Raw genomic sequence first — 13,734 nt, forward strand, 5'->3', positions numbered from 1 at the left:
CCGAAATTTACTAACTCATCATATTTTTTGAAATGATATTAATCAGTTTATAGCTAAATGATTAACGTCTCCTTATCAGAAAGTTTTGGCACTTTTACATGCCATTTTTTTGTTGTCTCTAATTTTACTCTAAAAGCATTGAGAGCTGAAGCTTCCCCATGAATTAAATAAACTTGTTCTGGAACATTTTTTATGTTCTCTAACCATTCTAAAAGTTCTTTTTGGTCTGCATGAGCCGATAAGCTTTCGATATGATGTATTTTTGCTTTTATTGGATAATACTTTCCGAATAGCTTTATCTCGTGAGCTCCATCTAATAGTTGCCGACCTCGAGTACCTTCTGCCTGATAACCCACTAACAAAACCGTGGTTGATGCCTGATCTATGAGCTGCTGCAGATAGGTTAAAACTCGCCCACCAGTTACCATCCCACTACCGGCTATAACTACTTTAGGTCTATGATTATCTATTGTTTCCCAAGTTTCCCTGTATGAACTTACAATATTGACGTGTTGGCACATGGCATGATACTCAGAAGACGATAATTTGTGCCAGTTTGGAAATCTCTTGAATACATCTAAGACATTATTTCCCATTGGACTATCTATAAAAATTGGAATATTAGCGATTTTATGTGCCTTGTATAGTTTCCAGAGTACATACATTAAGGTTTGAAGCCTCTCTACTGCAAAACTTGGTATAATTAAATTACCTTTTTTATGAATAGTTTGCTTAATGAGTTCAGTAAGCACAGTCTCTACATCCTGTTCAGGATGATTTTTATTGCCATAAGTGCTTTCTATAAACAAATAATCTGCCCATTTTGGCTTTTTAGGATTATCTAATAAATAATCATTATTTCGGCCCACGTCGCCAGAAAAAACAAGACGTTTTCCGTTAATATCAATTTCAATAAAAGTTGAACCTATAATATGTCCGTTGTATTGAAATCTTACTAAAACATGCTCTGATAAAGGTAGCCATTTGTCGGGTTGCACAACTTCGAAATGCGTTATTACTGTTTCGGCCTCAATTATAGTGTAAAACGGTAACGCAGGATTATGTTTTGTGTATTTTTCTTTATTAGCCTTTTTGGCCTCTTCTTCATGAATTTTTGCACTATCCAGTAATATGATTTGTGCAATTGCTAACGTTGGCGCTGTACCATATATCTTGCCTTTAAAACCTTGTTTTAATAATCTTGGTAAATAACCCACATGGTCTAAATGCCCATGAGTTAATACAACAGCATGTATACGAGATACATCGACGGGCAAATCTACCCAGTTTAACTCCCGCAACTCTTTTAACCCTTGAAACATACCACAGTCTACAAGAATATGACATTCAGATGTTTCAATCAAAAATTTAGAACCAGTTACTGTCCCGGCACCTCCTAAAAAATTTATTTTTATTGTTGGTTCCATCTGTTTTTATTAACTAGCTACAAAGCATCTTTATCTCATTTAGAATTTTTTCTTTTCGCTCTTCAGAAACTCCAAGGTGGTCTAGATAAAAAACATCACCAATGAGTTGACGGCATAACACCACATCGCGACTTAATAAAAATTGTTTTTCTCGATTAGTGAGTAAAGTAGATACAGTTATAGGGTATAAACCTAATGTATCAATGCGATCTCTTAAACTTTCGCCTTCAGGATAATCCCAACTCAGCAAATACAAACCGGAGCAACGCCCATATTCTAAAGCATCTTCCGTGAAACGAGTATTAGTGACTACCCAACCTTGGTTGAGTTTTGTACCGTTTTTAAATGAACCATTCCAATGTGTTTTTACATCCTGAAATCTTGAATTTATATAGAGCGGCACCTTAACATTACATTTAAGACCTTGCTCACCATGAAACTTACATTCAATTACTGTGGTTTCATTACCTTTATGTGCCACAACATCAATTTCATGAGAAACACACTTTCCATGTAACACCTCGCCTACTTCAGCTTCGTAGCCAGAATATTCTAACAATGCTTTTATAAATCTTTCGAACGGAAAACCAGTTGGTCCAAGCTCGTATATGGCTTTTTTTAATTTATATTTTGACGCCATGTAACTCTTCTTTTTTTTAAGAATAGCATACGCTCTATTATAAATTTCTTTAGTAGAAATACCCTGATAAAGCTCCTCCCCAACTTTATCTATAATTGCATCTATAGTTTCTTTATCTGCACCTATTCGCTTTAATGAACTGCGAAGTTTATTTAAAGAAAATTTGACTTTTTTACCACTAGATTTAATGATATTGATATTGTTTTCCTCCATGATTTAGGATATCGAAGATTAGATTTACTTGGAATAAAAATCTTTTACATATGCCTTTAATTGGTTGTCTGTCATTTTATCTAACTTAATAACATCTTGAATTTTTTCTCCTAATTGTTTGTAGTCTTCCCTCAAAACCTTTGCAAACTGTTGTCCCATTTGAGAAGGCCCGATGATAATTAGATTTTTAGTATCCTTTAATTTCGAAGTGATTGCCTTAAAAAAATACTTTGTTTTTAACTTTTGGCGCTCTAATACTTTTCTATCTTTTAAAATTTCTAAAGCACCTTGGCGTTCCTCCTTTTGGAATTTATCTTCATCTGCTTCCGCTGCTATGGTCTGTAAATCTACTCTATCTTCTAATAGGCTTATTATATGGGCCTTTTCCTTATCTATCCAAATACCTTTATTTATCATGATTATTGTTTTTTAGTTTTTAAGATCGTGCATTACCAATATCGGTACCTTAGCACCATTACCAATTTCTTTGACCAAAGCTTGATTTAGAATACTTCCGAAAAAGAGGTGTTTTTTGTTTATAAAAGCTATCATATCACTTTCTCTACTTTCAACAAAACAAGTTATTCCTGCTGTTACAGAGATATTACTAAGCTCTCTAAAATTGTAATTTATATCACTAAAATCCTCTTCTAATAATGCTTTATTTTTTAATTGACTCTCACCCAATTGACCTTCATCAATATATAAAACCTGTATGGTTGCATGAGTTTTTATAGCAATGTCTATAAGGTGATTTAGCTCTCTTCGCTTAAAAGGAATTTTATAATCAGTAGGAAAAACAATTTCTTTAGGCATAACGAGACTCGCTCTTTCTGGCACAACAATGACAGGACAATGGCGTACTTTCTCCATCACATTTACAGCCGTACTACCATAAATTGTGGTTCGGGAAGCTGTTTCGCCCTTTGTACCCATAACTATGATATCTATATCCTTTTCGTCTACTATATTATTTATAGCTTCGACAGCGTTGTTAAATGTCGAAATTGTTGTAAAATGATGATTAGTCTGCGTCTCAATTTTTATGATGAGCATGTCTAACATCTTATTCAACCCAGCTTCCGACTTTTCTTTGGCCTGTTCGTAAAGACCGCTTCCAGGTTCCATATTCATCAAGCTTTTTATAACGTTTCCCGTGGCTGAAAATACATTTAAAAGAAAAAAGTCACAGTCATCGGATCTATAAAGTTCCAAAGCATAGTTAATAGCATGCCATGAATTTTTTGAGAAATCTGTCGGTAGTAATATCTTCCGTTTCATTTGTCTATTTTATTATTATATGAGGTCAAATAGAATATCCACAATAATCATTCTAACAAGTGATTATATTTTGAGTCGTGGATGTTTCATGTGTCTATTTTTATTGTTTTACTTCATTCTAGATTATTAAAGGTTTTAATCTTCTTGCGATGGTATTACCAAAAATGGTATTATAGGATGAAACCCTATTTTTTTAATAACTGGCTCGTTCATGATTTTTTCTATGAGACTACGCTTATAGTAAACCATGACTAAAATATTAATACCTAAATCTCTAATGAATTCATTAATTTCAAAGGCTTTTGTACTGTAATCTGGTAGCCAATGAAAACTAAGTTTAAAGTTTGCTAATTGGTCTTTTAAATAGTTATAATTACGCTCTTGCTCAGGACTTAACTCTTCTTCTTCATTAATATGTAAAACCCTAATTTTTGAGTCATGTACTTCTGCTATGGCTTTTAAAACTTCTAAATTTTCTTGGCTATTACGTCTTTTAAAATCTGTAGGAAATGTTATCTGTTTTGGTGTCACATAATCATGCTCATCTGGCACAATAAGAATTGGACAATTCTTTATTTTTTTAATAACTCTAACCGTGTTGCTTCCAAAAAAGATTTCCTTAGCACCTGTGGCGCCTTTTGTACCCATAACCACTAAGTCAATTTTGCTTTGTTTTACTTCAAACTCAATGGCATCATATAAATCTAGAGTACTCAGAACATTTTTAAACTCGTGATTAGCATTAGCATCTGCCGCTTCCATTTGTTCTTTTATTTCATTAAGCTCTTTAAGAGCGTTAACTTTCATTGCCTTTAATAAGCGATTTGAAAAATTTGACATTGTAGATACCTTCATCGCTGTAGAATGTAATAGATAAAACATACATTCTTCATCTTTAAAAAGCTTAAGTACATATACAATTGCACTCCAAGAGTTATCGGAGAAATCAGTAGGTAAAAGGATTCGACGTTTCATGGCTTAAATATTTACTGTTGTGATGGAATTACTAAAAGTGGAACATGGAGATGAAAACCTATTTGTTTTAGTGTTGATTTGAAAAATAAGTTTTCAAAAAAAGAATGTTTATTATTAATCATTACTAACAAATTAATTTTAGTTTTCATTTGAAATTTATCTATAGCATCGCTTACTTTTTCATTTGCAACATCATGAAATAGTGGTTTCACTTTTTTGAAATAATCCATTAGAATACTTTTATTTTCATGCTGAATATCTGAAAGCTCATAGCCATAGGACACATGCAAAATATTTAATCTACTTTTAAAAGCATTAACAATATTTAAAATAGGCTTGAGATGCCTATCTTTAAAATGCACTTCATAATCTGAAGGGAATAGAACTTCTGTAGGGTATTCAAAATCAAAATGCTCTGGTATTGCAAGCACAGGGCATTTTAGACTTTTAAATACATGTACGGTATTAGAGCCAAACAAAATTTCCTTAGCGCCTGTGGCTCCTTTTGTGCCCATTACCACATAATCTATTTTGTTTTTTTCGGTAAAATCTTTAATCTCAGAAATAAGCGTGTTAAATACATTCTTAGTCTCAAAACTGTGCTTGGGGTTATTAAACTGTTCTTTTATCCTCTCCATCAAAGTATTCATCTTTGTTTCGCTCGTTTCTTTAATGGCATCTAGTAAACCATATTGTGCAGGTCCAATAGGCACATATTCTACTTGATAAACAATTGGCGTATACGTATGTAGAATATGAAATGTGCACATCTCATCTTTAAATAATTTTAAAGCGTAAACAATAGCATTCCATGCGTTGTCTGAAAAATCGGTAGGGAGTAATATAGTTTTCATATTATTGAAATTTTAAATGTCTCTTCTAATATTTTGTAGTGCTAAAAATGGAATGTTTGTATGCAAGCATATATCATCTACTTTGGATCTAAACAGCATATCCTCCAAAAAGGAATGACGCGTATTGACCATGACTAAAAGGTCTGTCTCATTTTCTGAAGCATAGTTGGTTATTGCTTTTGAAACATTCTTACTTTCTATATGTTTATAATTTACTTTTATATTTTGCATGCCTTCTTCCAAAAACAGTTTGTTGTCTTTTTGTCTTCTAGATAAATTTTTGTTTTTAGAAATATAAAGCACATCAACAACCGCTCTAAATGGTGCCAACATTGTACTTAACAATTTGATTTCTCTTCTCTTATAAGGAATTAAATAATTGGTAGGAAAAACCACGTGCTTTGGTTGTTCATAACCATAAAATCTTGGTATCACCAAAACAGGACAAGACACATATTTTAATACCTGAAGCGTATTACTACCAAACACATAGGTCTGGGCATAACCTTCACCCTTTGTTCCCATTACAATTAAGTCAATATCCTTGCCTATGACTAGCTTATCAACCTCGTCTATTAAAGAATTATAAGCAGGTATTGTGTGGTATTTAAACCTTGAATGTGGTGCAATAGTTTTTACCTCATCAAGTAATAATTCTAATTTTAATTCAGATTTATTTTTGGTCATTTCTACAACTTCATCAAAAGGCTCTTCATCTAAAAGTTCATCACTGTTGTAAACATCGTCTTCGTAGGCATTTAGAAAATAAAATTCTGTTTTCTCATACTTAAATAACTCAAGTGCAAATCGTACAGCATTCATTGCATTATCAGAAAAATCGGTAGGAATCAATATATTTTTCATAGTCTTAAGGTTTAAACGTTTATAAAGCTATATCTAAATAGAAATTAATACAATGATATATATCAGGCAAATCGTCAAGCGATGGAAGATTTACTTTGAAAACAAGCTATTAAGTACAGGAATTAAAGGATCTTCTAGTGATTATCTAAGATTGTGGTTTGTATAAATAGAAAGCCAGATTTAAAAATCTGGCTTTCTAGCTAATCTATAGCAAAATATATTAAGGCTTCCCCCATCCTAAATACATTACAAATTTATTAATCACATACTTAATATAAACTGATTAAGATCAGTTAACAATTAATATGGTATAATTTGATAGACAACATTCAACAAAAACAGTCCTAAAAAAAATAAAAGTGTATATGTGACCTGTACAAACTTTACATTAGTAATCTGAAGCCAGCTCACGGTATTTTTAGGAAAAATGAATAATGCCAGACCTATAATTAAAGAAAACCAACCAATTAATGTGATTAATAATCTATAGTCTGGCTCCCAAATATTATGAAAAATAATATTGATTAAACCCACAATTATTGCAATCAAAGAACTTAAGATTAGAAATTTTTCGTCTTTGAGGTCATCAAAAATTTGTTTTATTCGTTTAGGATTTAAGCTAAGTATTAAAAAGAAAATGATGAGATACCATCCCCAAAATTTGGCAAAAATTATTGAAGTTTCCATAATTACGCATTTATTTTTTCATGAAGTACCAAAAACGGTATATCCGTATGATAGGTTATATTTTCTACTCTTGTATGAAATAAAATTTGCTGAAAATAATTAAGATTTTTTGCGACCATAGCAATCATATCTATACCTCTACTTTCGGTAAAACATTGAATTGCATTTTCTAACTTTTTATTAGTTAAAAAATAGAACTCATGGTCATAGTCCATAAAAAAATCTTCTAAAAGGTCTTTGTTTTTGTTCTGCTCATAGTTGAGTTCTGCTTTCTTTTTATTGACATATAAAAAGCTAAGCTTAGCCTCATGGGTTTTAATTATATTGAGAAGGGGTGTTAGCGTATTAAAATTATTAAACGAGGAAAAATCTGTAGGAAAGGCAACCTCTTCAATGTCTTTATAGCTACTATTCTCTGGAACAACAAGAGTGGTACATTTTACTTTAACCACTACGTCACCAGCATAGCTTCCTATAATAATTTTCTTAAGCCCTGATGCACCTTTGGTACCCATGACTATTAAATCTATACGTTTTTCTTCTATTTGTTTTCTTATACAATCTATAAAAAATCCATATTCTACTACAGTATAAAACTTATGCAAACTGTTATTAGAAATTTGTGAAATACGCTTTAATATACTCAACAACTTGATCCTTGAAGGTTTTATATATATTTCTTCAATTACATTTTCTGAAGCTATGTAAGCAGAGTCATTTAATATATGTTGACTTACAGTGTTAACGTGAAGCAAATAAAATACGCATTCTTCATTTTTTAAAAATGCGAGAGCATACTTTATGGCATTCCATGAGTTTTCCGAAAAATCGGTTGGCAAGAGAACACTCTTCATAACTTTTAATTTAGTACTCTAAGTTAGAGTCTAAGTTAAAATTATAAAATGATAAGAATCATTTATACGAAAAAGATGCGATAAATTAATTAATCTCTTTTAATCGCTCTAAATCTAGGACTACAATATTTCTTCCTTCAGATTTGATTAAACCTTCTTTTTTAAAATTAGTCAACGTTCGTATAAAGGTTTCTGTGGCAACCCCAGCCACACTAGCCAAATCGTTCCTCGAAATTTTGATAGGATCTTCTGGCTTACGATTTATCTTTTCTGCAAATTGAATAATAGTCTTAGCTGTTTTTTTATTGACTGAGCTGTAGGCCATTTCTAAGAGTTGGTCTTTTATATTAGACAAATCATCAGTTAGTAAATCTATTAAGGCAATTGCAACTTTATGATTTTCATTGAGTACTTTTGAAAGTTGCACAATAGAAATACCCCTAAGAGTCGTATCTTTTATTGCTGTTGCGGTCTCTTTGTGTGTAATGGTATTTGTAAAAGACGTGTAGCCAAACAAATCATCTTCTTTATACAAGCTTGTAGTCAACTCTTTGCCATATTCGTCTAGTTTATGGCACTTAACAGCTCCTTTAGCAATTAAATAAATGAGATTAGAGTGATCACCATCATTATATATTATTTCATCTTTATTAAAATTAAACTCAGCCCCATTATTATCAAGAAAATTTTTTAAATCATTAAGAGAACGTAATTCATCTTCATTAATAACATCATTACTAACTTTTCTTCTTTCTTTTAATATGGCTGCTTTTGCAAGTCTACTTTTAATGGCACTTACTAATTCATCTTCTGTAAAAGGTTTGGTAATGTAATCATCTGCTCCCATATTCATCCCTTTCCGTACATCCTTGTGGTCGGTCTTTGCAGAAAGAAATATAAATGGAATATGTTTGGTCTGTACATTACTCGAAAGTTGTTCCAATACTTCATAACCATCCATTTCTGGCATCATTATATCACAGATAATAATATCTGGTGAGTTTTTTATCGCTTTTTCCAAACCTTTTTTTCCGTTGGTTGCGTCAACTACCTTATAATCCAAAAGTTCTAATAACTCTGCCGTGTTATCTCTTAATACAATGTCATCTTCTATGAGTAATATTTTAGTCATGGTGATACGTTGGTATGGTTAAAATTACTGTAGTCCCTTTATGCTCTTCGCTAGATAATAAAATTTTACCCCCTAAATTTTCTGCGTGTGTTTTAGAAATATTAAGACCTATACCAGTTCCTTGCATGTTAAGTACATTTTCGGCTCTAAAATAACGGTCAAAAATGTTTGCTAAGTCTTTTTTTGGTACACCAATACCATAATCTTTTACTTTGATATGTGTAAAATTTTTATCTTGAGATATATGGATGTCTATTTCAGAATTTTCATTAGAATATTTTATAGCATTCTGTACAATATTTGCCAAAATTAGTTGCACAACCCTCTCATTTTGATACATTTCCATATCATCAATATTTTCTGGATAATTAATATGTTGCCCTTCTTTAAGAGACATATTAGCGTTGTAAATAACTTCATTAATAACCTTACTCAGTCTAAAGTTGTTAAACTTATAATTTACTACACCAGAGTCTAATGCATCTATCGATAAAAAATCATTAAGAATATTATTTAGATAATTCACTTTATCTTTTATAATATCTATATGTCGGTTACGTTTATCTTGCTCGTCTGTTTTTTTATACTTTTCAAGAAGCATGGTTGACGTCGATATACCGCTTAAAGGTGTTTTAAACTCATGTGAAACCAAAGATAAAAACTTGGTTTTAAGCTCATTGATTTCTTTTTCTTTGCGCAATGCTACCTCCAGTTGCTCCGTACGCTCTATTACTTTTTTTTCTAAGGTATTTAAATAATTTTTATGCTCAGTAATATCTACAATTATAGCTACAAAAACAGGTCTTTGATTTAGCTTAGAAAGTTGAAGATACACATTTACAGGATAAGTTGTACCATCTTTTCGTTTTTGTTGTATTTCAAATTCTACACGCTCTATTTTCTTTTCAAGAAGTGGTTGGATATAGTTTAATCTAAAACTACTATCATCTATGCCGTCTTTTAATTCTAAAGGCGTCATCGATTTAAGCTCTTCAATAGTATAGCCAATGTTTTCCAAAGCACCTCTGTTAGCAGATACAAATTTTAAATTCTCAGCATCAAAGACATAAATTTCATTTAATGACTCGTTAAAAATAGTTGCCAAGTGGTTACGTTCTTCTTCTGCTCTCACGCGCTCTGTAACATCATTTTGTATTCCTATAAAATTAGTAACCACACCTCTTCTATTGGTAATTGGTGTAATGTACAAATCGTTCCAAAATAGCGTACCATCTTTTTTATAATTACGCATGGTAACTAAGCAACTTTCTCCTGCTTTTATAGCCTTCCGTATTTTAACTATTTCTTCTTGTTCTCTATCATTAGCTTGTAAAAAGCTACAATTCTTATTCAGTGCATCTTCTTTTGAGTATCCTGTTAATTTTTCAAACGCTGGGTTGACGTAAATAACTGGATTATCTGGCTTTTGAGCATCTGTAATTAAAATACCATTAGTTGCAGACTCCAATGCTTTATTGCGCAGCATAAAATCATACTCGTTTTCCTTTTGTTTTGAGACATCTCTTACTAAGGCCATAACATAAGTCTTGTCATAGACTATAAAAGGATTGAGTTCTACTTCGACCAAAATAATATCACCAGACTTTTTAAGACCATAAACATCTGTTGTCTTGGCCATCTTACGGTGCTCATAAGCCTTGATGAGGCTCTTAACATAAGCTTTATACTTTTTATGGTAATTGGACGGAATAAGAAGGTCTAGATGTTTATCTTTTATCTCTTCCTTACTATAACCAAAAACAGTTTCCGCAGCACCGTTAATCTCCATTATATTCTGATTTTCATCAACAATAATAACAGCCTGTGATACAGTTTCAAGAAGAATATTAAATATTTGTTGATCTTGACCTATCATAAGAAAGCATACTTGTTAAACCTCCTTAAAGATAAGGAATTTACGTCGAATATTTTATGATAATGACCATTATCATTCTTTGTTTTTATTAAAAAAATTAAATTGGTACACTATAAGTATTTTCATAATGACAATAGATTTATCTCATAAAATAGGAATGATATTTTATGCCATTGCTAAAGCCGATGGTAAACTCACTTATGAAGAATATTGTCGTTTTATTGACGACACAGAAAAGAATTGGAAAGACTTAAGTTATATTAACTACAATAATATAAAAACTACATTTAACGATTTGCAAGCCCAAAATGCAGATTCTAACAAATGTTACAATGATTTTATCTACTTTTTAAGAAACAATCCAGAAATATTTACAAAAGATCTAAAACGCTTAATTTTAAAAACTGCCAATAAAATTGCACACTCTTTTGCTGGTATTAATAAATCTGAACTTATTTTACTCGCAAAACTTAATCTAGAATTTAAAAAGCACTAAAGAGATGAAAAGTAGTTTTAATTCAATTATAAATTCAGAAACACCTGTTTTAGTCGATTTCTATGCCGATTGGTGTGGTCCATGCAAAACGCTAGCACCTATATTAAAAGATGTAAAAGCAGAACTAGGAGAACAAATTAAAATTATAAAAATAGATGTTGACAAAAATCAATCTATTGCTGGTAAATTTCAAGTTAGAGGTGTACCAACCATGATTCTTTTTAAAAATGGCACTCAACTTTGGCGACAGTCTGGTGTATTACAAAAACAAGATATCGTTGCAGTTATAAAACAAAACTTCTAATATTCCTAGCTATATTGACCAAAATCATTTTGTAAGCTCTTACTTGGTAGTACATTTATAATCAATTTATAAAACGTTATATCATGAAAAAACTAGCAATCATATTGGTATTTATTTTTATTACGCCTTTATTTATTAACAGCCAAGAATTAGATGGTATTAATTTTATTTCTCCTTACAATGATGGTGTTGCAGCTGTCAAGAAAGCTAATAAATGGGGATTTATAAATACCGATGGCAAATTGGTAGTTAATTATAGAGATGATTTAGTTTTAAGTAACTCAGATGGTAAAACCTACCCTATTTTTAACTCTGGAAGATGCCTAATATATAAAGAAAAAGAAGGTATATCCTATTTTGGTTATATTGATAAAAATGGAAATACAATTTTAAAACCTCAATATCTTAACGCCTCAAATTTTAAAAATGATTTAGCCATCGTAATAGAGCTTCACAAAAATATTCTGGGTAAAAATGATATTCTAGATAAAAAAATGATTGATTACTCTTATACCGAAATAGCAATCAATCCTAGCGGCAAGATTATTCATTTTCTTTCAGAAAAACCAACTCATATAAAACTCTCAAAAGAATTTGTAAAATCACCTCCAGAGATTAAATCAAAATTTATTTCTGAAAAACTCATAGCCTTTAAAAACAAGGACAAAACTTGGTCTATTAAAAATTTATAAATACATTATAGAATTATAAAAACCTCGTATAACAACCCCTAAGAATTTAAAAAACACCTGGGTTCTAATAATTATATAAAAATGATTGTAATATGATAATCCATGATTTTTCCTGCGAAAATTCCATTTTAAATCAGTTTATTTCAGAATTAAGAGATGTTTCCATCCAAAAAGACAAGATGCGTTTTAGAAGAAACATAGAACGTGTTGGAGAAATTTTGAGTTATGAATTAAGTAAAACTCTGGACCACAAAAAAAAGTAGTACATACACCTTTTGGTGATAAAGAGATGCAACTTACACAAAATGAATTAGTCCTTTGCTCTGTATTAAGAGCTGGTTTACCCTTGCACCAAGGGCTATTGAATTATTTTGATGCAGCAGATAATGCTTTTATATCAGCATACAGGCATCACCGAGATAATAAAGATACCTTTGAAGTTATTGTGAAATATTTTGCAGCACCGTCATTAACTGACAAAACATTGATACTTATAGATCCTATGTTAGCGACTGGCAAAACTTTGGAAAATGTACTTAATGTACTTAAAAATCATGGTACTCCAAAACAAATCCATATCGTTTCTGTGATTGCTTCAAAATCTGGAGTGGATTATGTTAAAACTGTCTTTCCTAAAAACACTCATCTTTGGATTGCAACCATTGATAATAAACTAAGCAGTAAAGGCTACATACAACCTGGCCTTGGTGATGCTGGCGATTTAGCTTTTGGACCAAAGCTTTAAGCAAAAAATCTTATTTTTTTACAGCTTTATTCAAACAAAAAAACAGGAAGCCGAAACTTCCTGTCTTTTCAAAGTGTTTAATTTTATAACCTAACTTTCATAGCAGTTTAAAGACTTCTTTATCTCTTAAGAAAAACTGAAAGTATTTACAGCTAAATTATAGCTTCAAACGCTTCTAGCAAGCTTTGTACCTTGCGATACAAAACCTGTGTTTTATAAGAAACAGGAAGCCGAAACTTCCTGTTTCCTCAAAGCATTCAATTTTATAACCTAACCATCAATAATTTTCTATAAATCTTTATCTCTAAAGAACTACCGAGAATTACCTATTTAGCCAAACCATAGCTTCAAACACTTTAATAATCTGAAAGCTTTCACTTACAGATTTATATTTTAAATTTCAATAAAGAAAAGAACGATTTTTATTTTTATAATAGTACTAAATTACAAACAAAGACAAGTGTCTAAAATGACGAAGATCAGTTTTTGAGATTTTTTTTAAATAAATGTCAAAAAAACCTTTTCACTTTATAATAAAATCGTGCTGTTGAATTACTTTTTCAATTATAATGGCTATATTCTAATATATGACTGAATTAGTACTTGTTCTCCATAATTCCCAAGCGGATTGCCCTGTAATGGCATATAATGCAAACTCCTTTAGGCGTTGATTATTATTCTTAATCCGCTCAAG

14 protein-coding genes and 1 pseudogene are annotated in these 13,734 nt (G+C 31.1%); 4 read left to right on the plus strand and 11 right to left on the minus strand.

Annotated elements, in window-relative coordinates:
* Positions 1 to 53: 53 nt before the first annotated feature.
* From HKP48_RS07190 to HKP48_RS07240, 11 genes are all read right to left on the minus strand, one after another.
* The gene (locus HKP48_RS07190; protein WP_296344306.1) at positions 54 to 1,427 is read right to left on the minus strand and encodes an MBL fold metallo-hydrolase; all 1,374 of its coding nucleotides are present in this window, start codon (positions 1,425 to 1,427) and stop codon (positions 54 to 56) included.
* Between the two features lie 13 nt (positions 1,428 to 1,440).
* A complete protein-coding gene (locus HKP48_RS07195) occupies positions 1,441 to 2,280 on the minus strand; it encodes an ATP cone domain-containing protein (protein ID WP_296344308.1) in 840 nt (279 codons plus the stop codon).
* A gap of 24 nt (positions 2,281 to 2,304) precedes the next feature.
* Positions 2,305 to 2,697: a hypothetical protein gene (locus HKP48_RS07200; RefSeq protein ID WP_296344310.1), complete on the minus strand. Its 393-nt coding sequence runs from the start codon at positions 2,695 to 2,697 to the stop codon at positions 2,305 to 2,307.
* A gap of 12 nt (positions 2,698 to 2,709) precedes the next feature.
* A complete protein-coding gene (locus tag HKP48_RS07205) occupies positions 2,710 to 3,561 on the minus strand; it encodes a universal stress protein (RefSeq protein ID WP_296344312.1) in 852 nt (283 codons plus the stop codon).
* A gap of 135 nt (positions 3,562 to 3,696) precedes the next feature.
* Entirely contained in the window at positions 3,697 to 4,536 is an 840-nt protein-coding gene (locus HKP48_RS07210; RefSeq protein ID WP_296344314.1) for a universal stress protein, read from the minus strand.
* An 11-nt stretch (positions 4,537 to 4,547) separates the two neighbouring features.
* Positions 4,548 to 5,390 carry a universal stress protein gene (locus HKP48_RS07215; protein WP_296344316.1) on the minus strand — a complete coding sequence of 281 codons (843 nt, stop codon included), beginning with the start codon at positions 5,388 to 5,390 and terminating at the stop codon, positions 4,548 to 4,550.
* Positions 5,391 to 5,402: 12 nt separating this feature from the next.
* Positions 5,403 to 6,254 carry a universal stress protein gene (locus tag HKP48_RS07220; protein WP_296344318.1) on the minus strand — a complete coding sequence of 284 codons (852 nt, stop codon included), beginning with the start codon at positions 6,252 to 6,254 and terminating at the stop codon, positions 5,403 to 5,405.
* A 300-nt stretch (positions 6,255 to 6,554) separates the two neighbouring features.
* Positions 6,555 to 6,941 carry a hypothetical protein gene (locus tag HKP48_RS07225; RefSeq protein WP_296344321.1) on the minus strand — a complete coding sequence of 129 codons (387 nt, stop codon included), beginning with the start codon at positions 6,939 to 6,941 and terminating at the stop codon, positions 6,555 to 6,557.
* A gap of 2 nt (positions 6,942 to 6,943) precedes the next feature.
* On the minus strand, positions 6,944 to 7,795 hold the full coding sequence (locus tag HKP48_RS07230) for a universal stress protein (RefSeq protein WP_296344323.1): 852 nt from the start codon (positions 7,793 to 7,795) through the stop codon (positions 6,944 to 6,946).
* A gap of 85 nt (positions 7,796 to 7,880) precedes the next feature.
* Entirely contained in the window at positions 7,881 to 8,927 is a 1,047-nt protein-coding gene (locus HKP48_RS07235; RefSeq protein ID WP_296344325.1) for a response regulator, read from the minus strand.
* Positions 8,920 to 10,803, minus strand: coding sequence for a PAS domain S-box protein (locus HKP48_RS07240; protein ID WP_296344326.1), 1,884 nt, complete (start codon positions 10,801 to 10,803; stop codon positions 8,920 to 8,922). Before HKP48_RS07240 ends, HKP48_RS07235 begins: the two co-directional genes overlap by 8 nt.
* 127 nt (positions 10,804 to 10,930) lie before the next feature.
* On the opposite strand from HKP48_RS07240, the gene HKP48_RS07245 reads away from it, so the two are divergent.
* The 4 genes and pseudogenes from HKP48_RS07245 (at position 10,931) to upp (ending at position 13,040) form a co-directional block, all read left to right on the plus strand.
* Positions 10,931 to 11,299 (plus strand): hypothetical protein, encoded by a 369-nt coding sequence (locus HKP48_RS07245; RefSeq protein ID WP_296344328.1) that lies wholly within the window; start codon positions 10,931 to 10,933, stop codon positions 11,297 to 11,299.
* A 4-nt stretch (positions 11,300 to 11,303) separates the two neighbouring features.
* The gene (gene trxA / locus HKP48_RS07250; protein ID WP_296344330.1) at positions 11,304 to 11,603 is read left to right on the plus strand and encodes a thioredoxin; all 300 of its coding nucleotides are present in this window, start codon (positions 11,304 to 11,306) and stop codon (positions 11,601 to 11,603) included.
* An 83-nt stretch (positions 11,604 to 11,686) separates the two neighbouring features.
* Positions 11,687 to 12,295, plus strand: coding sequence for a WG repeat-containing protein (locus HKP48_RS07255; protein WP_296344333.1), 609 nt, complete (start codon positions 11,687 to 11,689; stop codon positions 12,293 to 12,295).
* A gap of 92 nt (positions 12,296 to 12,387) precedes the next feature.
* Positions 12,388 to 13,040 (plus strand): annotated as a pseudogene (upp, locus tag HKP48_RS07260) (uracil phosphoribosyltransferase).
* Positions 13,041 to 13,734: the final 694 nt, after the last annotated feature.

The organism is Winogradskyella sp. (assembly GCF_013042245.1).
Lineage (GTDB): Bacteria > Bacteroidota > Bacteroidia > Flavobacteriales > Flavobacteriaceae > Winogradskyella.